We start from the raw sequence: 21959 nt of genomic DNA, 5'->3' as shown, positions 1-21959 counted from the left end.
GAATCCGATTGGCTCGCACCTCAAGGCCGAATGTAATTTTTTATAGAAAACAAAACGTTAAAATAATGTCGAGGTGAAGTGTCAATTCCCTGAATCTGCAACTTTAGCTTTTGCTTGATTACTCTTTGAGCTTGCAAAGAAGAGTTTAAGTCTTTTTAGCTAAACCCCGATTATGCCTCCGTTCCAACGAACAGGCACATGCACCAGACTATGATAGGCGAGGCTCCCTGTTGATAGCGAAAGCGCTCCGGAAACTGTCAGGCAATAACGCCGGAATGGTGCGTGATTACCTGTCCCTGTTTTCAGGCTCCGCTGGCAGGCTGGTCGTCTCGCTTGTCTATTTCATTGCGCTTGCAAACACACTGCCGACCGGTGATTTCGGTATATTTGCCACCGCATCGGGCACAGGCGTGGTTCTGTCACGCATCGTTTCTCTGGGCTTCAGTTCGCCGCTTTACCGCATATCGACAGTGAAGCCGCGCCTGCTCGGCATCTATACAGCGGGTTTTCTTGTCGCTCTTCTGGTTTCCCTGCCACTGTTCGCACTGGCGTCCTGGCTGGTCTATTTCGTCTTTTTCAGCCGCGACATTTCTTTTCTGCCTTTTGCCGTGGTGGTATTTGCGGAAGCCTTGCTCTGGCGTTCGACGGAAATCATCATCATCGTCAACAATGGCCTGCGCCGGTTCGGCATATCGGCGGGGCTGGTGATTTTCGGGACAGCCACGCGCGCTGTGGCGGCTGTCCTGTTCATGTGGCTGGCGAGTGTTCATGACATTGCTCATTGGGCGTGGTGGTATGCGGCGGCCAATGGCGTTGCGCTGCTTACGGCGCTGAAATTCTATCCGTCTATCCGGCTCCGCTTCAAACCGGTTCTCTATATGCGGCGGCTTTCGGATGCGATTGCAGTCATGGGGGCCGAACTGCTGTTCTATATTCAGGCTGAGCTCGACAAGCTTCTTGTGCTGACCGTTGGCGGGCCTGCGACTGCGGGTCTTTATGCGATCATCATGCGGCTTGTCGATCTGACAGCTTTGCCAGTGCGGTCCTTCAACATGATGCTGGTGCAAAAGCTTATGCGCACGCCGGACATGTTGTCCTCTTTGCGCATCCGCGCCGGGCTGGAACTTGCAGTCTTTGCCGTCTCGGTGGCAGGTCTTGGCGCTATGGTCGTGTTCCTGCAAATCTTCCCGAACGCACTCGGTTCAAGCGTTGCCCCGATTGTCGGGCTGCTGCCGCTGGTGTTGCTCGTACCGGGTTTTCGCAACCTCATCGAGTATCAGACCGAAATTCTCTATGCGCGCGGCCAGTCCGGTCTGAGGACATTGAGCATGGTGCTGATGACCGTCGCCAAGGCATCCTTCGTCTGGCTTCTGCTCGTGAATTATGTCGATAGCCACGACTGGATTCTCGGGCTCAATGTCGTATTCGCCGGGCTCTATCTGCTGTCGCTGGTTTTCACCTATACGAGCATTCGTTTGCCGGCAAAGCGGGTTTAAAGCGTTTTCAGCAAAAGTGGGAACCGGTTTTGCGTTCGGAAATGCGTAAAAGCAGATAGCGGTTTCAATGATCCGAAGAGAACCCGCTCTTAGTTTTCTTTCCAAAGCATAATCTCATCGATCCTCGTTTCACTCCGGTCGGATTATGCTCTAGGCTCCGATGATCCGCCGAATGTCGTCGACCGAAAGACCGAGGAAGGACTGCATGCCTATGGCGACCTGATGCGGTTCCATTTCCGCGATGAAGGTGCGGAATTCCTCTTCGCTCGGCGGTGGTGCGAACCATTGCATCCGGCACAGATCATGGGTGTCGCTGTAATGACCGGAGCCGTGCAGGACGTCATCGACATAGCGACCATAGATGAAGCATTCGGAAAAGCGGCGTATGTTGCCAAGGGCTGCCACCCAATGTTGTCCGGTATGGGCTTCGATCCTTTTGCACATGGAAATCACGCTATCGCGCCGCCATGAGACGAGCTGGCCGATATAGTCGTTCAGCCCGCTTTTTCCTTTCCTGATGCCGAGCAGCTTTGCCGCATTGGCCGCCCAGACCGGATGCTCCGGCCATTCCGGATTTGCAAGCGCATTGGGGCGCACGAAAAGCCGGAGCTTTTCGTGGTGCCAGAGTGTGCCGCAATCGAAAGGACGCAGAAAAGCCGTGTCGGAATCCGTATAGAGAAATCCGTCTTCCTCCACGGCACCGGCAAGTGCGATGCGGCGCAGCTGTTGCACATGCCAGCCGCGCAGCGGCTTGGTTCTGAGTGAGAGCCAAACGCGCCTGCGCCACAGATAGGTCGGGTCCCAGAAGGCGTGGAGCCATGAGGGCAGCAGATCGCGTTCGTCGATGATGACGCGTTGTGTGCTTTCGAGTTTGCGGAACAGGGCAACATCCTTGCTGTCGACAAGGATATAGTGCTTCGTGAAACCGCTGACATATTTGTCTATTGTTTCACAAAGCAGCTTGCAGCGCTCGAAATCCTGATCCCAACTGGCTGTGACGATTGCGGTTTTCACCGGGGCTCTCCCTTCATCCAGCCTTTGGCAACGCGCCACAGAAATACGGGATTGCCGATGAGATAACGTTTTGCGAGCCGTCGCGGTTCCTGTAGCAGCCGGTGCACCCATTCCATCTGGATCTTGCGCACCCAGTGCGGGGCGCGTTGCACACGACCTGTATGCAGATCGAACAAGGCGCCGACCGCACTCGCCACCGTGCAATGCTCCGCCGTGATATGCTTGTCGATGAAGAGTTCCTGGCGCGGAACGCCCATGGCGACGAGCAGGATATCGGGATGAAATTCCTTGAGCTGACCGAGAATGCTGTCGAGATCGGCGGGCTTGAAGAAGCCGTCGGAAATGACGCGATATTCATGGTGCGGTATCTGCTGCATGAAGAGCTGCGCGGTATCGGCGGCAACGCCCGGACCGCCACCGAGAAGTGCAACCTTCAGCGGGCGTTTCATATGCTGCAAAAGCCCCGGAATGAAGTCCGTTCCGTTGAGATTGGCGGGGAACTTGCTGCCATAGGCGACCTTGCTTGCAATATCGACGCCCACACCGTCGGGCAGGATCAGGAAATCCTGCAATGCAGTGCGGTAAGCTGGGTCGGTATCTGTAATGTTGGAATTGTTGGCATTGAGCCAACCCTGTTTCATGAACCGGCCTTCATTGATGCGGTTCTCGAAAAAGGCAAAGGCGCTGTCCCAGTCAAAACAGGCGACCTTCACGCCAAGGATATTCCGGTAAGTGACATTTTCGGTATGCATCATGCCTGGTCCGTATTTTTCTCTTCGCCATGAAGTGCTTGCAGACCTCTGGCAACTGCGCGGTCCATGCCTTCGATTTGTGACCCTGTAAAGGCTTTGCCGTCCAGTCTCTGGCGATCCCCCAACCTTATCTTTTCAATGCGCTCGACGATTGCCGCAGCGAATGCCTTCGGGTTGTCGGCAATGGTGCAATTGGCCGGAATATTGCCGATACCGCGCACGGAATGTGATGTCGCGACACTTGGCATGCCCAGTTCGAATGTCTCGATGGTCTTGAGCTGCACGCCGGTTCCCGCACGGCTGATGAGCGGTACAAGCGCGCCGCTTTCGACAAATTCAGTCGCGTCCGGCACCTTGCCCAAGAAGTCGACGCCGGACCTCACACCCGACCATGTAGCAATCAGATCGGCGGGCGTGTTGCCTGCAATCGCGATGGAAATATCGTCTGGAAGATGCGGCTTTACCTCGCGCAGGAACCATTCGAGCCCGATGCGGTTCGGGTGCCAAGTCCATGTGCCGATCAGGGCAAGGTCGTATTTCATCGGGCGTTGCTGCGCGGCCTGCGTCCCGCCCGGCGTGACGAGCGGCATTGTCGCAAACCGATCAGGGCCGAGGCCGAGCGCCGGGCCGTCATCCTCGGCAAAAGTGAAGACGAAGCGGGCATCCCCGATGAGACGGCTTTCCAATCCCTTCAGAATATGGGCTTCGCGACTGAACAGGAATTTCTGGATGAAACTTCCTGCGTCGGCGGCGTTTTCTTCCGCAGAGCGATACTCCACATTATGCGCCACGAACAGCGAGGGCTTGTCCTTGAAGATGTCTTCAAATGCACCGGGCAAGGTCACGCCGTTCAGCACATAGGCATCGAACGGGCCGATCTTGGCGATGGCCGCGCGCAGTGTCTCAGCTGGTATCACCCGCAGCTTCGCCGAGGAAACCGTGAGGCCGGTCAGGAAGGATTTCAGCACCCAGCCGATCTTGCGCTTGATACCCGCGCCTTCGGTCCGTACTTCGACTTCGCCCAGAACGACAGTATCCGCGGCATCGGCTTTCACGCCCGGCCATGTGAAGCCAAGAACGGTCACCTTTGCTCCCGAACGACGCAAGCCGTCGACCACGGCGGCGTTTGCCACTTCATAGCCGGTGGTCGGTACTCCGTGCGGAACAATCGATGTCACGAAAACAAGGTGAGGGGACGGCAATTCAACTCCTGAACAATCATTTTCGCGCTGGCAGCATTAAAAATAATGGTGCGCGCTCAAGCTTTTCCTAATGCATTATTCATCTTAAAACCCTTAACATTTCGGGTCGGTATGCTCTATGATAGTTTTGGCCAGTGTTTATAGTCCTGCGGTGAACTTTTCTTTAAATGTTTTTCAATAGTGGCGGATAAACAAATATAGAAGTTCGAAATATCCGGTAGCGTTTATGTCTGATTTACCTAGTCATATACAAGTAATTGCTAAAACTCCTGGGCTTCGTTTCGATGAAGTCGAGGTGGTGGTAACGCTGCCGACGTTCCGCCGTCCGGAGCATGTCATCCGGACGCTGGATACGCTGAATGCTCAGGTCACGAGCCGCCGCTTCGCGGTCGTGGTGATCGAGAACGAGGCGGAGGACCAGGAAGGCGCCAAGGTTGCGGCGCCTCAGTTCGAGGCCGGAAAATATACCGGCATGCTGATTGTCGAATCCCATCGCGGCAACTGCAACGCATATAATGCGGGCTGGCTGACGGCGATGACCTACTTTCCGAACTTCAAATATGTCATCGTCATCGATGACGATGAACTGGCTGATCCGGCCTGGATCGAAAACATGGTAGCCACTGCCGAGCGTTATAACGCCAGCCTCGTCGGGGGCCCGCAATATCCGATCTTTGAAAAGCCGGGCGCGGAAAAATGGGCGCGACATCCTGTCTTCCTGCCGCATTACAACAAGACCGGCCCGGTTCCGATCATCTATTCATCCGGTAATCTGCTCATTGCGCGTCCGGTTCTGGAAGCCATTGGCTATCCGTTCATGGACCTGAAGTTCAACTTCACCGGCGGCGGCGATTCAGATTTCATCAATCGTTCACGGGCCAAGGGCTTTAATATCGCCTGGTGCAATGAAGGCATTGTCCGTGAAACCATTCCGGCGCGGCGGCTGGAGAGTGACTGGATCACGGCGCGTGGCTTGCGCAACGGCGTTCTGTCGACACTGATCGAACAGCGCCAGCGCAAGGACGAGCCTTTCGGTCAGGTCCGCGTCTTTTTGAAAAGCGTTGCACTTCTGGGTTATTCTCCGATCAAGGCGCTGCGGCGCGGATTCGCGGCGCGCTTCGTGCCGGTCGGGACCTATTTCATCCATATCGGGTTGGGCCGGGTCATGGCCCATTTTGGATATCTGAATGAGCAGTATCGCAACCCGGACAAGAACTGACACCCGCTCCGACGTTGCAGCGCAAACCGATATGCGGGCGACGATCCGTACGATTGCGCTTGTTATCGCCACGATAACGTTCTGCATCCTGCTGATTTCATTCCGTCCGTTCAATCCGCTGAGTGCCGCAGCCGATGGTGCCGCATCGGGCGGCGGCGACGTCATCAATCAGCTTGGTTTCGGTTGCCTCGGCGCGGTGGCGCTTCTGTCGCTTGCGATGTTTGCCGACCCGAAAAAAGTGGTCAAAATCGTCAGCCCCGGATGGCTGTTGATGTTCGCCTTCCTGTTCGCATCGGTTTTCGCAAGCCCCGATCCGTCAACCGCCATACGCGGCGTGCTTTTGACGATGATCGGCATTCTGACCGTCATCGCTGTTTTGAGCCTGCCGCAGGATGGCGATGCCTATTCGTCGATGTTGGTCGCGGTGGCTTCGGTTGTGATTGTCATTTCCTATGCGGGCGTCCTCCTCCTGCCAAATCTCGGGACACACGGCGCCGACGCTCTGGAGCCGCAAAACGCCTATCTCTGGCGCGGTGTCTTCACGCACAAAAATATTGCCGGACCGGTCATGGCCGCTTTTGCCTTTGCCGGTGTCTATCTGTGGCGGCGCGGCTGGCGCGTAAGCGGTTTTCTGATTGCGGTTTCTGCATTGTTTTTCGTTTCGCAGACCGGATCGAAAACCACTGCGGCACTGGTGCCGCTCGCCATGCTGCTTGTGATCGGCCCCGGCATTTTTGGTCTCCGTTTTCTTGCGCCGGCGGCAGTTTTCACGATCCAGTTTCTGCTTGCGCTGTTCACCTTCGGCACGGTTCTTTTCGAGCCGATGCACCAGCTCGTTCTGCAGCTTGATGTTGATCCGACCTTCACCGGACGCACTTCCATCTGGGCCTTTGCCGTTGAGGCGCTTTCCCATCGCCCTTGGACCGGTTTCGGCTATGAAAGCTTCTGGGGCACGCCAATCGTGAAAGAGGCGGCGAATCCCTATTATCTGGATTGGGATGTGCGCGGCATCGTACATGGACACAATGGCTATCTCGATATTGCGGTATCGATGGGGATTCCGGCGCTGATCTGCGCCATCTTGGTCATCATCGTCATGCCGCTGATCAATTATCTGCGGTGCCGTCCGGTGCGCGAAAATCTGTTGCTTGCCGATTTCTTCTTGATGATCGTGTTCTTCGGAACGTTGAACGCCATGCTGGAAAGCTTCTTCTTTCGCCGCATGGACCCGGTCTGGCTTACGCTCGTCTTTGCGATTTTCGGCCTCAGACTGACCGCGAAAATTATCATTCCCAAACGATAGAGCGGTTCCGGTTAAAACAGAATCGTAGAACCGCTCTATCTCTTTGTTTATACGCATTATCCAACGCAAAACCGCTTCGCACTTTTGCTGGAAATGCTTTTAGCCGGAGCCAATTCATGAATATCGCAATCGTCGGGACCGGGTTTGTTGCCGACTATTACATGACCACGCTGCGTAATTATCCCGAGCTGACGCTGCGCGGGGTCTATGATCGGTCGCCTGAACGACTGAAAGCGTTCTGCGCGCACTACTCCGTCCAGGCTTATGAGAGTTTCGAGGCTGTTCTGGCCGATCCTGACGTGCAGATCGTCGTCAATCTGACAACACCTGAAAGCCATTTTGAAATCTCGCATGCAGCGCTTTCCGCAGGAAAACATGTCTATTCCGAAAAACCGCTGGCTATGAATTATGAGGATGCGGAAGCGCTGGTCGCTTTTGCACGGCAAGCCGGCCTCACGTTGGCGGCAGCCCCGGCAAACGGCCTCAGCGAAGCCTATCGTCTGGTAGCAAGCGTGATCAACGGGATCGGCATGCCGCGTCTTGTTTATGCCGAAATGGAAGACGGGCCTGTGTTTCGTGACAAATGGTCGACCTGGCGTTCGCAGTCTGGTGCGCCATGGCCGGGCCTGCACGAGTTCGAGATCGGTTGTACGCTGGAACATGCAGGCTATGCACTGTCATGGCTGGTGTCGCTGTTCGGTCCGGTCGAGAGCGTTTCGGCATTTTCCGCCATAACCTTTCCCAACAAGGGGCCGGGGACCGAACATCTTCACATGGCGCCCGATTTTTCGGTCGGCTGTCTTGTTTTCAGGTCGGGGTTGGTGGCACGCCTCACATCCGGGCTTGCGATGCCGAAGGATCGCAGCCTGACAATCGTTGCCGACAAGGGCTCGATTGTGGTGGATGATCTCTGGGATAATCGCTCGGCTGTCCGTCTTGAGCGCACGGAAGAAAAACGCCGTTTTCTGGCGCGCCTGTTCGGTATTCTGGAAATGCGCATCGGCAAGTTCCTGTCATGGAAACCGACCGTCGGTCAAAAGCTCTCCTATCCGAAGGCCGACAAGCGGACGCTGCCGATGTATCCTTCGCAGATCGATTTTGTGCGCGGTATTGCCGATCAGGCTCGGGCTATCCAAACCGGCGATAAGGCATTCTTTTCCGGTGATGTGGCGTTGCATATCACTGAAATCGCGCTTGCCTTGAACAATGCTGGCGAAAATGCACAGCCTTACAGGATGAGAAGCAGCTTCTAGCCTTTAGAGCGTGATGTTTTTAAGTTGAATCGTTATCCCGCTCTAAACTTTTGTTTGAGCATGATTTTATCCGAAAACCGGTTCCCACTTTTCGGAATCATGCTCTAGCCAGCACCTTGCGGACGATATCGGCAACGGCTGCACTCTGGTCGAGTGGCATGATCGCATTGGAGATTTGGCCGCTTCGCACCGCATCGCGGACCGCTTCGGCCTGAAACTGCAGCCCGTTGCCGGAAAAGGCATAAGTTTCGATTGTGCGGCCCGGCAGGGGCAGGCGGTTCATAACCTTGCCGACAAGGCCTTTGCCGCCATTCGGCCCGAGCGACGACCGCGCAGCAAAGGCTGAAAACAGGGTCAGCCTCTGGGCTTTCAGAAACGGCGCGTGGATCAGGATCGTGCCCCTGGTTCCCTCAATCAGCATGCGATTGTCGCCGTCGCGGTCGAAGCCGCAGGAGAGGCTGGCCGTGGCACCCTGCCAGCTGAGCTGGAACTCGGTGCGCATGTCCACGCCGCTTTTGGCGCGCTGCCAGCGACCATCGACATGATCCGGCAGACCGAGAAAATACAATGCAAGCGAAACCGGGTACACACCCAGATCGAATGCTGCGCCGCCGCCAAGGTCCGGGCTGAAGAAGCGGCTTTGCGGGTCGTAGGCACGGATATAGGAAAGATCGGCTTCGATGCGCGTCACAGTGCCGATGCGACCATTATCGATATGCTGTTTGGTAGCGCGGATAGCTGGCAGAAAACGGCTCCACATGGCTTCCATGGCGAAGACGTTTTTTGCTTTTGCCGCAGCTTCGATCTGCCGCGCGCCAGCAGCATCCAGCGAGAGCGGCTTTTCGATCAGGCAGGGCTTGCCCGCTGCGATTGCCTGCATGGCCTGCAGCACATGCATGGCACTCGGGGTCGCAATATAGACGGCATCGATATCCGCGTCGGAAAGAAATTCACCTGAATCGCCAAACGCCTTGTCGGCGCCGATACGTCGCCGGAATGTCTCGGCGGTCTCTGATGCTCGCGAGCAGACTGCGGTAACGCGCATTCCGGTACTTGCCTGAATATCGGCAGCAAAGGCGGCGGCTATCGTGCCTGTGCCCCAAATGCCCCAGCGGAAATCCGTCTTTGCCTGCTTGTCGCGATTCAAGTGCTTGCCCCACAGCTTCATACAGGTGCTATATAACCCATGTAATGCGGCTAACGAAGTTTGTTTATCCTGTCAGGAGAGGTGGACGTGATGCGTGGATTTGTCGTGGCTGTGGCGCGGGATGGCGAGCATCGTTTTTCAAAGCAGGTTGTGCCGGAAATCCGCATCGTCACAGGACTCGGCGTCGAAGGCGACGCGCATCAAGGCGTGACGGTGAAGCACCGTTCACGCGTGCGGGCCGACCCGACGCAACCCAATCTGCGGCAGGTGCATCTCATTCATGCCGAGCTTTTCGACGAGCTTGCGGAAAAGGGTTTTGATGTCGCGCCCGCAGATCTTGGCGAGAACGTCACCACGCGCGGGGTCGATCTTCTGGGGCTGCCGCAGGGCGCTTTGATCCGAATTGGCGACGAGGTCGTTCTGGAAACAACGGGCCTGCGCAACCCTTGCTCCCAGATAGAGAATTTCCAGACCGGGCTTCTCGATGCTGTGCTGGATCGCACGCCCGATGGCGAACTTGTTCGCAAGTCCGGCATCATGACCGTCGTTCTTGCAGGCGGCACGGTGAAGGCGGATGACGCGATAATTGTCGAATTGCCGCCGCTGCCGCATCGCAAGCTGGAACGGGTGTGAAGTGCGCGAAATACAGGTTTTTGGGGTGAGCTAACCGATTTAACCAGACGCTTCCACGGGCAAAACCGGTGATTTTCGTCATGGGAGGTCTATCAACTTTGCGTCATATGCCCTAGATCATCCCACAATAGGATACAGATTGACATGCGCTGCTGCCGAAATCCGGCTGCAGCCTATTCTTATCGGTTCGGCTTGTCGGCGTTCGATGTTCTGCATGTGTCTAGACGACGGCCGGTCGGTTGCATTTCTGAAGGGCACAAAATGGAAAAAGCAGATATCGGAATGGTCGGCCTTGGCGTCATGGGCTCCAACCTGGCGCTGAACATAGCCGAGAAAGGCTACACGGTAGCCGTCTATGACCGTGATGAGCCTGTGCTCAAAGCCTTCATGGAAAAGGCTGGCCCGCTGCGCGACAAGATCATCCCTTGCCCCACTTTCGAGGATCTGGCTGCCAATATCCGCAAGCCGCGTCCCATCATCTTCCTCATCAAGGCAGGCGCTCCCGTGGATGCCGAAACCACCCGCCTCAAGGCTTATCTTGAGAAGGGCGATATCATGATCGACGCCGGTAATTCCGATTACCGCGATACGGTGCGCCGTCTGAAGGCACTTGGCCCCAACGACCCAACCTTTGTCGGCATGGGCGTTTCCGGCGGTGCGGAAGGCGCACGCCATGGCCCGTCGATGATGGTCGGCGGCACCGAGGAAGCCTATGAGCGCATCGCACCGATCCTGCTTGCTGCCGCCGCCAAGTACAAGGGCGAGCCTTGCTGCGCGTTGGTCGGCCCGGATGGCGCCGGTCATTTCGTCAAGACGATCCACAATGGTATCGAATATGCCGACATGCAGATGATCGCCGAAATCTACGGCATCCTGCGGGACGGCCTCGGGCTTTCGGCTCCGGCTATCGGTGATGTGTTCGAGAAATGGAACGAAGGCCCGCTCAACTCCTATCTGATCGAAATCACCGCCAAGGTGCTGAAGGCGACCGATCCGGAAACCGGCAAGGCGATGGTCGACATGATCCTCGATGAAGCTGGTCAGAAGGGCACGGGCCGCTGGGCGGCCATCGAGGCGCAGATGCTTGGCGTTCCGGCAACGGCAATCGAAGCCGCTGTTGCCGCGCGCTCGCTGTCCTCGCTGAAGGCTACGCGTGAGCTTGCCGCAAAGGCCTACAAGCCGGGTTCGCGCAGCCTCGACATTTCCGATCAGGCAAAATTCCTTGCCGATCTGGAGCAGGGCCTGCTTGCTGGCAAAATTGCTGCCTATGCTCAAGGGTTTGCGGTGATGGAAGCCGCCTCGCAAGAGCATGGCTGGAACATTCCGCTTGCCGAAACGGCGCGCATCTGGCGCGCAGGCTGTATCATTCGTTCGCAGCTTCTGGACGATATCGCCCATGCCTTCGAAGACAGCGAAAGCCGCAACCTGCTGCTGGCACCTGCTTTTGTGGAGCGCATGAGCAAGGCTTCCAAGGGCCTGCGCCAGATCGTCGCCAAGGCGGCACTCGCTGGCCTGCCTCTGCCAGCGCTCGGCTCAGCGCTCAGCTATTTCGACAGCTTCACGCAGGCGCTCGGCACAGCCAATCTCATTCAGGGCCAGCGCGACTTCTTCGGTTCGCACGGCTTCAAGCGTATCGATAAGGATGGTGATTTCCACGGTCCCTGGGGCTGATATCTTTCGGTCCCTCACCCGCCTGCAAATGGCGTCCCTCTGCGATCCGGTTCTCGAAAGCCACCATTTTCGGCACGACATGAACCGAAATCTCATCAGCCCGTCGCGCACGTGACAAACAAAAAAGCCGCCCATCGGGCGGCTTTTTTGTTTTAGAGCGTGTTTCGATCTGATTGGATCAGATCGGCGCTCTAATCATTTGTTTTTACGCGCATCTTTTCCGAAAACCGTTTCACACTTTTCGGGATGCGCTCTAATCTGCCAGCACGAGCAGATCATGCGAGGCGAAATGCACCGTCACCTTGTCACCGCGCTGCGGCGGAGGCTGGGTCGGGTCGTTGAACGTGTCGAACGACAGGCGGTTCTTGCCAAGCGCCACACGCGTGCGGATGACGGAGCCGAGGAAGTGCACGTCCTCGATGGTCGCGTCCAGCGAGGTATCGTGGCTCTTGCGTGCTTCGAGGCTGACAGCTTCCGGGCGCAGGGCCAGTGTGACAGGCTTGCCCTTCGGATGATGGTCGAGCTTTTCCTGCACGGTGATGGTGCGGCCGTCGAGTTCGATGCTGTTCTTGCCGGGTTCGCTAACTGAGGCTTCCAGCATGTTGAGTGTGCCGACGAAAGATGCCACGAAGCGTGAGGCAGGGCGGTTATAGATGTCGAAGGGCGAGCCGATCTGGTCGGCGCGGCCTTCGTGCATGACCACGATGCGGTCGGAAATCGACAGCGCTTCTTCCTGATCGTGGGTGACGAAGACGGTGGTAATGCCAAGCTTCTGCTGGATGGCACGGATTTCTTCGCGCAAGGATATACGGATTTTCGCATCCAGTGCCGATAGCGGCTCGTCGAGCAGAAGAACCTGCGGCTTGGTGGCAAGCGCGCGGGCCAGTGCCACGCGCTGCTGCTGGCCACCGGACATCTGATAGGGATAACGATCCGCCAGATGATCGAGACGGATGAGGCCGAGCATCTCCTGCACGGTGGCGTCGATTTCCGCCTTCGGCTTTCCGGCAACGCGCAGGCCGAACGAAACATTCTGCGCCACCGTCATATTCGGAAAGAGCGCATAGGCCTGAAACACCATGCCGATATTGCGCTGGTTGGGCTTGAGATCGACTACATCCTTGCCGTCGATTTCGATGGCACCGTTATCGGGCGCTTCGAAACCGGCGATCATGCGAAGAACGGTTGTCTTGCCGCAGCCCGATGGACCGAGGAAAGAAACGAATTCGCCCTTTTTCACGGCGAGGTTGAAATCGTGGACGACGGTATTGGCGCCGAAGCTCTTTTTCAGGTTTTTGATGTTGAGAAAAGCCATGAATGTTACCCGGCGGTTGTCTTGAATTTATTGAGGCGCGAGACGAGCTGCAGCATGATGATGCTGAGCCACGTGATGCCGAACGAAATGATCGCCAGCGCTGACGGTTCGTAGGCGCGGTTTGCGCCGACCAGCTGCAGGTAGGGACCGAAGGCCGGACGGTTCAGAAGCGAAGCCAGCGTGAATTCACCGATGACGATGGCGAATGTGATGAAAGCACCGCTCATCACGCCGGAGATGACGTTCGGGAAAATCACCTTGAACATGATGCGGCCCCAGCCCGCGCCGAGGCTTTGGGCTGCTTCGGTCAGCGTGCGAACATCAATCGTGCGCATCGCTGTGTCGACAGCGCGATACATATAGGGCAGCGACAGCGTCATATAGCCGAACATCAGGAGCAGGTCGGTCGCGCGGGTGGATGCAGTGAACGGCAGCCACGACGACGAGTTGTAGATGCGCAAGTAACCGAACACGATGACGATGGCCGGAATGACCAATGGCATCAGCGTGATGAATTCCATCACCGGGCGCAGTTGCGGCAGGCGCAGGCGCACCCAATAGGCCGTAGGCACCACCAGCAGAACACCGAAAACGATGGTGAGCAAGCCAAGCAGAATCGAATAGCCAAAGGTTGCTTGGAAGTTCGGATCGGAGAACACGACCCGATAGGCATCGAAGGAATATTCGCCGCGCCGCATACGCAGCGAGAATTCGAACGTGCCAATCAGTGGGACGAGGAAGTAGATTGCGCCGATCAGGAAGGCGATCCAGGCCCCAATCTTCTGGGCATTAATGCCTTTCTTTTTCATCGCTGCCACCTCTCGGCGCGAATGCGCAGCCAGATATAGATGAGGTTCGAAACACCCGTAATGACGATCATGCCAAGTGCCAGCGCGTAGCCGAGGTTCTGGTTATGCAGAACGTCGCCGCGGATCTGGGCATAGAGCAGGATCGGCACGATGTTGAGCGAGGAGCCCGTCAGAGCGTAGGCCGTCGCAATCGCCCCGAAGGCATTGGCGAACAGCAAAAGCGTCGTGCCGAGCAGGCTCGGCCACAGGATCGGGAAGGCCACCATGCGCCAGTATTGCGCGGTGGTTGCACCCAGAATGGATGAGGCCTCCCGCCATTCCTTTTTCAGGCCGTCGAGCGCGGGTGTCAGGATCAGCACCATCAGCGGTATCTGGAAGAACAGATAGGTCAGCGTCAGGCCGAAGAAGGAGAGCAGGTTGAAACCTGTCGAATAGAGATTGAAACCGAACCACTCCCTGAGCAGGATCGTCACAAAGCCGGTTCGCCCCAGTGTCGCCAGAAAGGCGAAGGCAAGCGGCACGCCTGCAAAGTTCGATGCTACGCCTGAAAAGGTCAATACCGTCGGACGCAGCCACGAAGGCAGGTTGCCGAGAACGACTGCCCAGGCCAGAAAGAAGCCGATGATCGCGCCGCCAATGGCCGATGCCAGACTGACCTTGATCGATACCCAGTAGGCGCTCATGATTTGCGGCTGGAACAGATCGTGGATGTTCTGGAGCGTGAAGTTTCCGGCCGGGTCCTGAAATGCACCGATGATGAGATACATCGTCGGCCAGATCAGGAACAAAATGGCGAAGATGAAAAACGGTGTCACGCCAAGCCATGACAACGGAAGTCGGCGCTTGCGCACTCCGCTGGGGGCTGATGTTTCGGCTATTGAACTCATACGTTCTTTCTTTAGACCGGTTCCCGCCAGAACGGAACTGACAGAACCGTTCCGACTTTTGTTTTTATTTTTTGCGATCGGCAGGCTGTCATTCGCCCTGCCGGAAATAGCTAGCATTCTTTTTGAACTGCGCATCCTGTTTGCCAAGGAGCGTGACGCTGTTTGGAAAAGAGGACCGGCGGCTCAGATGAAAGCCGCTTTGATATCGCGCCGACCGTTGAGATACGCCGATCTGAATAAACCAGATCAATGTATCTCAACTTTTGTTCTGCACCGCGCATCTTTTCCGAAAACCGTTTCACACTTTTCGGGATGCGCTCTAAGGCCGACGCGATATGTGTTCGATGCGACAAGTGTGTACTTGGCGCTTACAGGTCCTTACTGGACGTTTGCGCCCACGACGCTGTCCCATTCCTTGGTGATCGTGGTCTGTGCGGCCTCAATCTGTTCCAGGGTCGGGAAGATAGCCTTTTCATAGGCTTCTGCCGGTGGCAGCTTGTCGAGCAGTTCCTGCGGGATATTGCCAGCCTTCGCCATTGCATTGAAGCGGATCGGGTGGCAGTAGCCCTTCAGATAGCCGAGCTGGCCTTCATCCGAATAGATGTGTTCCATCCACAGCTTCGCAGCGTTCGGATGCGGTGCGTAGGCGCTGATTGCCTGAACATACACGCCAGCGATGACGCCCGACTTCGGAATGACGGTTTCGATTTCCGGGTTGCCCTTGAGCGTGTCGCGATCGGCGAGAGCGTTATAGTCCCAACGGACGACGATCGGGGTGGAACCCTGTGCCAGCGAGGCAGCCTTGCCGATGACCGGAACGAAGTTGCCGTTGGCATTCAGTTCCTTGTAGAATTCAAGGCCCTTCTTGCCTGCGGCTTCGCCCGGTTCACCGCCACGGGCGATACCGGCGGCATGAACGCCGAGGATGGCCTGTGCGGAAACGCGCGGATCGCCTGCAAGCGCAACGGAGTTGGCATAGTCGCTCTTGAGAAGGTCTTCCCAATCCTGCGGGATGTCCTTGACGATGTCCTTGTTCACTTCGAAGGCCAGAACGCCGTAATAATCGCCGTACCAGTAGCCTTCAGCATCCTTGGCGCTGTCCGGAATTTCGTCCCATGTTGCAACCTTGTAAGGCTGGATGAGGCCGTCCTTCTTGGCCGATGCGCCGAAGGCGAAGCCGACGTCGATGACGTCAGGAGCCTGCGGGCCCTTGTTGTCCTTGTTGGCCTTGATGGCTTCGATTTCATCGCCCGAACCGGCGTCCGGGTTCAGTTCGTTGACCTTGAGGCCGTACTTGTCCTTGAAGCTCTTGATGATTTCGCCATAGCCGCACCAGTCATGCGGGAGTGCGATGGTGGTCAGTTCGCCTTCTGCCTTGGCAGCGGCGATCAGTTCGGCTGACGGTTCAGCAGCGGCGATGGAAACCCCGGCAACGGCGATTGCCGTCGAAAGCGACAGCAGACGCGCTGTGTAAGCAAGCATTGTTTGACTCCCCTGTTTAAGGTCCGGCGAACGCCCCCGGTCGATTCCGGTGCTCGCGCATTCCCGATACCCGCCCTACATGACGGTTGGATGACAGTTTATGGATTGTCACAAACTGTCAGCGGTGGAAAGTGAAACACGTTTTCAGGGACTTAGCAATTCATCCGTTAGCGGGAGCAGCATTTTTATGACAGGAAATGTGACAGCAAATTCACCGCTGTCACAATTCTGCGAGAGGCTTTTCCCTGCGCGACAAGGGTTTGTCCCAGCGCGGCATCAATGTCGGATATCGGGGATAAACGAAAACTTCCGAAAGTTGAATGAACCTTTGCGGGTTTCGTATGAAGTTGTGAGGTGGAAGGTTTAATGCCCTCCACCACCACCGGCGACCTGCTTCGGTTTGCGCAGCATAACGGCGCAGACAGCAAGCGAGCAGAACATCATCGTGAGAATGAAGAACACATCGATGAAGGAGAGCAGGGTAGCCTGCTGGCGCACAATGCCGGAAAGCTTGGCAATGGCGATTGTTGCGCCGTCCATGCCAGCCGCATTGTATTTGGCTGTCAGACTGGCGATCATTTTCTCCGCTTCGGCATTGCCCCAGCGAACATGCTCCGCCAGACGCTCATAGTGCATGTCACCGCGACGGGTCAGAATCGTGTTGATCACGGCAAGGCCAACAGCGCCACCCAGATTACGGGTCAGGTTGAAAAGACCCGACGCATTTTTCAGCAGGGCAGGCGGGAGCGTGCCCAGCGCCAGATTGTTGATCGGCACCATGCAAAGCATCAGTGAACAACCGCGCAGGATCTGCGGTAGCAGCAGTTCGTAGAAATCCCAGTCTGCAGTGAGGCCGGTCACCATCCATGTGCCTGCCGCAAAGCCGAGGAAGCCGATCATCATCATCAGACGCGGGTCCATGCGGTTTGACAGGAAGCCTGCCAATGGCGCGGTGAAGAACATGGCAAGGCCGCTGACGAACAGCGCTTCCCCAATCATCAGGGCATCGTAGCCGCGTATGCTGCTGAGATAGAGTGGATAAAGATAGGTAAGACCATAGAGGCCGACGCCCATCACGAACGAAAACAGTGAGCCAAAGGCAAAGTTGACGTTCTTGAAGGCGCGCAAGTCCACAATGGGTTCTTCAGCCGTGAAGGCCCGGAAGAAGAAGAGAATACCACCGATGATCATGACGCCGGTCAGAATGAAGATGGCTTCATCCTGCAGCCAGTCGTTACGCGGGCCTTCTTCAAGCACATATTCCATCGAGCCGAGGAAAGCTGCCATGCCGGCTAGGCCCCACCAGTCGAACTTGCTGAGGAGCGAACTGTCGCCTTCGTCGAAGTCGATGAGGTTCCATGCGGCGATGGTGACCAGAATGCCGGGACCGACATTGACCAGAAACAGCCAGTGCCAGGAGAAGGCGTGGCTCAGATAGCCGCCTACCGTCGGGCCGATGGTGGGCGCAAGCGTTGCCACAAGGCCAATCATCGGCGAGACGATCGAGCGCTTGGAAGGCGGGAAGATGGTGAAGGCAGCCGCGAACACGCTGGGGATCATGCCGCCGCCGATGAAGCCCTGAATGGCGCGGTAGACGATCATCTGCTCGATGTTCGTCGCTGTCGCACAGAGCATACTTGCGAGGGTAAAGCCTGCCGCTGAAAGGGTGAAGAGAACGCGCGTCGACATCAGGCGTCCGAGGAAGCCCGACAGCGGAATCATGATGACTTCGGCAATCAGGTAGGATGTCTGAACCCAGGATATTTCGTCGGAACTGGCACTCAGACCCGCCTGAATTTCAGCAAGCGATGCCGAGACGATCTGGATGTCCAGGATCGCCATGAACATGCCGAACACCATGGCCAGAAAGGCGACGGCCTTCTTCGGGTCGATGCGGTCATCCGCCGGGGCTACTGGCCCCATTGTCGTATCTGCGGCCATGACGGCGCACTCCGGAATGGAAGAGAAAGGCGGCGCGAAATCCGTTTCGCCGCGCCGCCATGTGTTACTTCAATAGGATCTGCCGATTTCGATCAGTCGGCTTTTTCGTCGGGTGCCGTGCGCGTATCGATATCAACCACGACACTCAGGCCCGCGCGAATCTTGCCGGATTCCAACGCTTCCTTCGGGATCATGATGCGAACAGGAACGCGCTGCACGATCTTGGTGAAGTTACCGGTCGCATTTTCCGGCGGCAGCAGCGAGAACACTGCACCCGAAGCCGGGGCGATGGACGCGACCTTGCCGTCGAATTTCGTGCCGTCGATTGCATCGACATAGATATGCGCGGTTTCACCGGTCCTGATCTTTGCGAGCTGCGTTTCCTTGAAGTTCGCGTCGATATAAAGCTCATTGACCGGAACAAGTGCTGCAATTTTCTGGCCCGGCGAAACGAGATCACCCTTCTTGCCAGCAAGATTACCGATCACACCGTCGAACGGCGCGCGCAGTGACGTGAAGGAAAGATCACGCGCGGCTTTATCGCGGGCGAGTTCCAGCGATTTCATCGTGCTGTCGGCTTCGCTATATTGAGCGTTGAGCACTTCGATATTGGCCTTGGCGGAAGCGATCTGCGCATCGCCGCCAGCGACCTTGGCGCGTGCCTGGTCCAGCGAGGACTGGGCGGTATCGAGATCAGCCTGCGCGACGAAACGCGTTTCGTGCAGCTTCTGCACGCGCGCAATCGTGTTCTGAGCATTGGTCAGGACTGCTGTTGCGGCCTGCTTGTCGGCATTGGCCTGCAAAAGAACAGCCTGCGCGGCATCGGTCTCCGCCTTGATGCGGATGAGCGTCTGCTTCTGGGTCGCCAGCTTGGCTTCTGCTTCGTCAAGCGCGATCTGGTAATCACCAGCATCAAGCTGGAAGATGACGTCGCCAGCCTTGACCTGCTGGTTCGCGACCACCGGGATATTTTCGATATAACCCGTAACCTTCGGCGCGATGGACGCAATATCGCCCTGCACATAAGCGTCGTCGGTTGAAACCATGAAACGTCCAACTGTCCACCAGTCATAGGCAAACCAGAGGCCTCCGGCGACCGCGACCGTCAGAATGCCGGGAAGAAGGACACGTTTACCGAAGCCCTTTTTCTTTGCAGGTTCTTTGGCAGTTTCCTTAGGGGCGGCTTCCTGCGGGGTCGGTACGGTATGGGGCTGCGATCTCTCGTTCAGAGGCGCCTCACTTGTCGCTGGCTGGGTTGCCGAGGCGAAGTTCTTGGCGTTGGGGAACGGATGAATATCGGCCTTATCAACGGACTTCGGGGCGGACATAGGGGAAACTTTCTGCACATCCTTCGGATTGAACCGCTCGGTTCGATGTTGACATAGATCAATAAGATGCGCATATCAAGAGGATATCGAACCGCTTGGTTCGAAAAAAGTTAAGAGTCTCGAAGAATGAAGCCTGATCGCAACACCAAAGGAACACCGGATACGATGATGCATGACCGGAACCGGCATGATGAAAAAGGTGTCGGCCGACCCGGAAACAGCAAATCGTCCTGCTCCGAAACGGAATGCGGTCGCACACGGCTCGGCGCCGGCCAGGACCCTGCAAAACGCCGCCAAATCCTTGAAGGCGCTCAGGATGTGTTCCTGCGCATGGGGTTCGACGCAGCCAGCATGAACGACATCACGCGCGAGGCTGGTGTGTCGAAGGGAACGATCTACGTTTACTTCAACAGCAAGGAAGATCTGTTCGTCGCACTATGCGAGCATTACCGCGATACAATGTTTCGTGAACTGATCGAAAAACTCGACAAGGGTTTTAATTCGCGCCAGCAGTTGACCGACTTCGGCGTGGCGCTGGTCACGCTGATAACCTCACCGACGGCAGTGCGCGCGCAGCGCATTGTTCTGGGTGTCAGCGAGCGCAAGCCCGAGCTTGCAGCCCGCTTCTACGAGCGCGGACCGAAGCGCAGCCTCGTTCTCATGGCCGAGTATCTCGATGATATGATTAAGAATGGCGAACTGGAGCCTTTCGATCCCGAGAAAATGGCCTATCAGCTCTCTGATTTGTTCCTGTCTGGCCTCTATCGGCCTCGCCTGTTTGGCGTTTTGCCGGAACCGCCATCGGTGGAAACGATTCGTAAAAACGTTGAGCTCGCCATCGACTTTTTCTACCGTGCCTATGGCACGGAGCAGCGAAGTGTTCAAAAAGAGAACAGTTGATTTTTACAAATCGATTTAGAAAATTTTATTTTTGGCTCAATCTATAAATTTTGCTTGAGGGCCATAATTTACGCACTGTTCTTGTGTGTAAAGGATTGCAATCCATTAATTGCGGGTTGCCAGAGACTACATTTTTTATGTCACTTATAAACGATTGAAAAGTTCTAGGGACACGATTCGCTGATATTTCAGAGGCGGTAACAAAGTAACCCTCGGACTTGCGTACCAAGGATATTGTAAAAATGACACTCGATCTCATTCATTTTCCGAATTTCAAGAAGACCTTCTTTGGAACGGCCTTCCAAAGCGACACCCTTGCTCTCCTGACGCGAATTCGCGATGAGATCGGTTGCCGCCACATCATGCATACCTATCGTGGGCGCATGGGTGACTGCACGAAAACTACTTCTTCCGATCTGACAGTCGTGATGACCGTGCCGACCTCCTGGACTGCGCGTTATTCCACCAAGAATTATTTCGTCATCGATCCGATCTTTCAGGAAGACGCGCCTTATTTCCAGAATGATGCCAGCGGTATTGTTCGCGATCTTCAGGAAGATGCCAATGAGTGCCCGTCCATTGCTGAACTGCTGCAGGATGCGGAAAAGCATGGACTGGGCAACATCTTCGTCGCCGTGTCAGCCCGGAGCCAGAAAGGTGCTGTGGGATGCACCTTGTTCATGTTCGAGATGAGCCCCGACGAAGATCGCGAACAATTTGTGGCCAAGCTTCGTCCGCGCCTGCTGAGCCTGTCCGGGATCATTCATTCAGCCCTGTGCGGCTGCAAGGATGTTGCGACGGTCGCAAGCCTTCTCACCCCGCGTGAAGTCGACTGCCTGCGTTGGGCCGCGAACGGCAAGACGGATGGAGAGATTGCGGAAATCCTGAGTATCGCGCGCTGGACCGTCGTTACCTATCTCCAGAATGCGAAGATCAAACTCAACTGTTCCAACCGCACGTCGGCTGTCGCAACGGCGCTGTCGCTCGGCATCATCGAAATGCCGGAAGTTCACCATCTGGTGTAGTTCAGCCGCAGTATAAAGACCTGATTATAACGACACCGGATGCTGAGACATCCGGTGTTTGTTTATTCTTCTCGCCACATCTGCCTCGCGCAAACCGCTTCGCACTTTTGCTGGAAATGCTTCAGGCCCTTTTTCTGAGCGGCAGACGGGCAGCGTCGAATGCGTTGGCAAGCCTCGCCGTATTTTTGGCCGGGTCTTCATCCGCATCTTCGAAGGCGATATGGTTCAGCTCTACTCCGGCAGTCTTGTCGGTCAGCGTCAAGCGGAAATAGGCATAGACGCCCTGATTGCGGAATTCCATGTCGAGCACGATGGCTGGAGCCGACTGCCAGTCGCAGAGATATTCGCCGCCATGGCCGAGTTCCAGCGTGCCGGGAAAGAAATAAAGCTCGGTAGCTGAACTGACGATATCGGCGATATTGGCAAAAAGCTCGCAGCGTATGAAAGCAATGTAATCCGCCGGATCGACCAGACGAAGATCGGTTGCGACCTCAACCAGGTTCTGGGCAATAATCGCCTCGCGCTCGTTCGAGAATTGCAGGCTCTTCATGGTTTCACCGCCGATCTGGGGGAACAGGCTGT

General features: G+C 56.3%; 19 protein-coding genes. 8 read left to right on the top strand and 11 right to left on the bottom strand.

The features are described from left to right. The first annotated feature begins 230 nt into the window (after positions 1-230). A complete protein-coding gene (locus tag AC1RHM_RS05740; RefSeq protein ID WP_029929813.1) occupies positions 231-1496 on the top strand; it encodes a lipopolysaccharide biosynthesis protein in 1266 nt (421 codons plus the stop codon). 150 nt (positions 1497-1646) lie between these two features. Here the strand turns inward: AC1RHM_RS05740 and AC1RHM_RS05735 are convergent, their stop codons facing one another. Genes AC1RHM_RS05735 through AC1RHM_RS05725 form a run of 3 tightly spaced genes read right to left on the bottom strand, consistent with a single transcriptional unit; the run spans position 1647 to position 4464 of the window. Beyond that, the gene (locus AC1RHM_RS05735; RefSeq protein WP_492332491.1) at positions 1647-2510 is read right to left on the bottom strand and encodes a DUF6492 family protein; all 864 of its coding nucleotides are present in this window, start codon (positions 2508-2510) and stop codon (positions 1647-1649) included. After that, positions 2507-3265 (bottom strand): WecB/TagA/CpsF family glycosyltransferase, encoded by a 759-nt coding sequence (locus AC1RHM_RS05730; RefSeq protein ID WP_036588014.1) that lies wholly within the window; start codon positions 3263-3265, stop codon positions 2507-2509. The genes AC1RHM_RS05735 and AC1RHM_RS05730 overlap by 4 nt, the downstream gene beginning before the upstream one ends. After that, positions 3262-4464 carry a glycosyltransferase family 4 protein gene (locus AC1RHM_RS05725; RefSeq protein WP_010660700.1) on the bottom strand — a complete coding sequence of 401 codons (1203 nt, stop codon included), beginning with the start codon at positions 4462-4464 and terminating at the stop codon, positions 3262-3264. Before AC1RHM_RS05725 ends, AC1RHM_RS05730 begins: the two co-directional genes overlap by 4 nt. A gap of 226 nt (positions 4465-4690) precedes the next feature. On the opposite strand from AC1RHM_RS05725, the gene AC1RHM_RS05720 reads away from it, so the two are divergent. The 3 genes from AC1RHM_RS05720 to AC1RHM_RS05710 all read left to right on the top strand — a co-directional run bounded on the left by AC1RHM_RS05720 (position 4691) and on the right by AC1RHM_RS05710 (position 8239). Next, positions 4691-5683: a glycosyltransferase family 2 protein gene (locus AC1RHM_RS05720; RefSeq protein ID WP_010660701.1), complete on the top strand. Its 993-nt coding sequence runs from the start codon at positions 4691-4693 to the stop codon at positions 5681-5683. Then, positions 5652-6986 carry an O-antigen ligase family protein gene (locus AC1RHM_RS05715; RefSeq protein WP_029929820.1) on the top strand — a complete coding sequence of 445 codons (1335 nt, stop codon included), beginning with the start codon at positions 5652-5654 and terminating at the stop codon, positions 6984-6986. The genes AC1RHM_RS05720 and AC1RHM_RS05715 overlap by 32 nt, the downstream gene beginning before the upstream one ends. Before the next feature lie 116 nt (positions 6987-7102). Next, complete coding sequence (locus AC1RHM_RS05710; RefSeq protein ID WP_029929822.1) at positions 7103-8239, top strand: Gfo/Idh/MocA family protein; 1137 nt, start codon at positions 7103-7105, stop codon at positions 8237-8239. Positions 8240-8336: 97 nt separating this feature from the next. Here the strand turns inward: AC1RHM_RS05710 and AC1RHM_RS05705 are convergent, their stop codons facing one another. Next, complete coding sequence (locus AC1RHM_RS05705) at positions 8337-9386, bottom strand: Gfo/Idh/MocA family protein (RefSeq protein ID WP_029929824.1); 1050 nt, start codon at positions 9384-9386, stop codon at positions 8337-8339. Between the two features lie 90 nt (positions 9387-9476). On the opposite strand from AC1RHM_RS05705, the gene AC1RHM_RS05700 reads away from it, so the two are divergent. Beyond that, positions 9477-10019, top strand: a complete 543-nt coding sequence (locus tag AC1RHM_RS05700; RefSeq protein ID WP_012093529.1) for an MOSC domain-containing protein — start codon at positions 9477-9479, stop codon at positions 10017-10019. 261 nt (positions 10020-10280) lie between these two features. Further along, positions 10281-11690 carry an NADP-dependent phosphogluconate dehydrogenase gene (gene gnd, locus AC1RHM_RS05695; RefSeq protein WP_010660706.1) on the top strand — a complete coding sequence of 470 codons (1410 nt, stop codon included), beginning with the start codon at positions 10281-10283 and terminating at the stop codon, positions 11688-11690. A gap of 253 nt (positions 11691-11943) precedes the next feature. On the opposite strand, the gene AC1RHM_RS05690 is transcribed toward gnd, so the two are convergent. The 6 genes from AC1RHM_RS05690 to AC1RHM_RS05665 all read right to left on the bottom strand — a co-directional run bounded on the left by AC1RHM_RS05690 (position 11944) and on the right by AC1RHM_RS05665 (position 19452). After that, positions 11944-13005 (bottom strand): ABC transporter ATP-binding protein, encoded by a 1062-nt coding sequence (locus tag AC1RHM_RS05690; RefSeq protein ID WP_010660707.1) that lies wholly within the window; start codon positions 13003-13005, stop codon positions 11944-11946. Between the two features lie 5 nt (positions 13006-13010). After that, the gene (locus AC1RHM_RS05685) at positions 13011-13814 is read right to left on the bottom strand and encodes an ABC transporter permease (RefSeq protein WP_010660708.1); all 804 of its coding nucleotides are present in this window, start codon (positions 13812-13814) and stop codon (positions 13011-13013) included. Further along, positions 13811-14701, bottom strand: a complete 891-nt coding sequence (locus AC1RHM_RS05680; protein ID WP_010660709.1) for an ABC transporter permease — start codon at positions 14699-14701, stop codon at positions 13811-13813. Before AC1RHM_RS05680 ends, AC1RHM_RS05685 begins: the two co-directional genes overlap by 4 nt. A gap of 378 nt (positions 14702-15079) precedes the next feature. After that, entirely contained in the window at positions 15080-16183 is a 1104-nt protein-coding gene (locus tag AC1RHM_RS05675) for an ABC transporter substrate-binding protein (protein ID WP_151576785.1), read from the bottom strand. A 363-nt stretch (positions 16184-16546) separates the two neighbouring features. After that, entirely contained in the window at positions 16547-18124 is a 1578-nt protein-coding gene (locus tag AC1RHM_RS05670) for a DHA2 family efflux MFS transporter permease subunit (RefSeq protein ID WP_010660712.1), read from the bottom strand. Positions 18125-18216: 92 nt separating this feature from the next. Beyond that, positions 18217-19452, bottom strand: coding sequence for an HlyD family secretion protein (locus AC1RHM_RS05665; protein ID WP_010660713.1), 1236 nt, complete (start codon positions 19450-19452; stop codon positions 18217-18219). Positions 19453-19578: 126 nt separating this feature from the next. On the opposite strand from AC1RHM_RS05665, the gene AC1RHM_RS05660 reads away from it, so the two are divergent. Together AC1RHM_RS05660 and AC1RHM_RS05655 are read left to right on the top strand one after the other, a co-directional pair. Beyond that, positions 19579-20352 carry a TetR/AcrR family transcriptional regulator gene (locus AC1RHM_RS05660; RefSeq protein ID WP_010660714.1) on the top strand — a complete coding sequence of 258 codons (774 nt, stop codon included), beginning with the start codon at positions 19579-19581 and terminating at the stop codon, positions 20350-20352. A gap of 242 nt (positions 20353-20594) precedes the next feature. Further along, positions 20595-21377: a helix-turn-helix transcriptional regulator gene (locus AC1RHM_RS05655; RefSeq protein ID WP_010660715.1), complete on the top strand. Its 783-nt coding sequence runs from the start codon at positions 20595-20597 to the stop codon at positions 21375-21377. 121 nt (positions 21378-21498) lie between these two features. Here AC1RHM_RS05655 and AC1RHM_RS05650 read toward each other — a convergent pair whose 3' ends face one another. After that, positions 21499-21927: a BspJ family T4SS effector nucleomodulin gene (locus AC1RHM_RS05650; protein ID WP_012093524.1), complete on the bottom strand. Its 429-nt coding sequence runs from the start codon at positions 21925-21927 to the stop codon at positions 21499-21501. Between the last annotated feature and the right edge of the window lie 32 nt (positions 21928-21959).

This window comes from Brucella sp. GW823-FHT04E01, from assembly GCF_058796175.1.
Note: the sequence above shows the minus strand (reverse complement) of the source record. Positions and strands in the feature narration are given on the sequence as shown.

Bases quoted from the DNA above. Each gene is read 5' to 3' on its own strand.
- AC1RHM_RS05670 (WP_010660712.1), bottom strand. From the start codon at position 18,124: ATGGCCGCAGATACGACAATGGGGCCAGTAGCCCCGGCGGATGACCGC.
- gnd (WP_010660706.1), top strand. From the start codon at position 10,281: ATGGAAAAAGCAGATATCGGAATGGTCGGCCTTGGCGTCATGGGCTCC.
- AC1RHM_RS05685 (WP_010660708.1), bottom strand. From the start codon at position 13,814: ATGAAAAAGAAAGGCATTAATGCCCAGAAGATTGGGGCCTGGATCGCC.
- AC1RHM_RS05665 (WP_010660713.1), bottom strand. From the start codon at position 19,452: ATGTCCGCCCCGAAGTCCGTTGATAAGGCCGATATTCATCCGTTCCCC.
- AC1RHM_RS05700 (WP_012093529.1), top strand. From the start codon at position 9,477: ATGCGTGGATTTGTCGTGGCTGTGGCGCGGGATGGCGAGCATCGTTTT.
- AC1RHM_RS05675 (WP_151576785.1), bottom strand. From the start codon at position 16,183: ATGCTTGCTTACACAGCGCGTCTGCTGTCGCTTTCGACGGCAATCGCC.
- AC1RHM_RS05650 (WP_012093524.1), bottom strand. From the start codon at position 21,927: ATGAAGAGCCTGCAATTCTCGAACGAGCGCGAGGCGATTATTGCCCAG.
- AC1RHM_RS05690 (WP_010660707.1), bottom strand. From the start codon at position 13,005: ATGGCTTTTCTCAACATCAAAAACCTGAAAAAGAGCTTCGGCGCCAAT.
- AC1RHM_RS05715 (WP_029929820.1), top strand. From the start codon at position 5,652: ATGAGCAGTATCGCAACCCGGACAAGAACTGACACCCGCTCCGACGTT.
- AC1RHM_RS05720 (WP_010660701.1), top strand. From the start codon at position 4,691: ATGTCTGATTTACCTAGTCATATACAAGTAATTGCTAAAACTCCTGGG.
- AC1RHM_RS05710 (WP_029929822.1), top strand. From the start codon at position 7,103: ATGAATATCGCAATCGTCGGGACCGGGTTTGTTGCCGACTATTACATG.
- AC1RHM_RS05660 (WP_010660714.1), top strand. From the start codon at position 19,579: ATGAAGCCTGATCGCAACACCAAAGGAACACCGGATACGATGATGCAT.
- AC1RHM_RS05730 (WP_036588014.1), bottom strand. From the start codon at position 3,265: ATGATGCATACCGAAAATGTCACTTACCGGAATATCCTTGGCGTGAAG.
- AC1RHM_RS05655 (WP_010660715.1), top strand. From the start codon at position 20,595: ATGACACTCGATCTCATTCATTTTCCGAATTTCAAGAAGACCTTCTTT.
- AC1RHM_RS05680 (WP_010660709.1), bottom strand. From the start codon at position 14,701: ATGAGTTCAATAGCCGAAACATCAGCCCCCAGCGGAGTGCGCAAGCGC.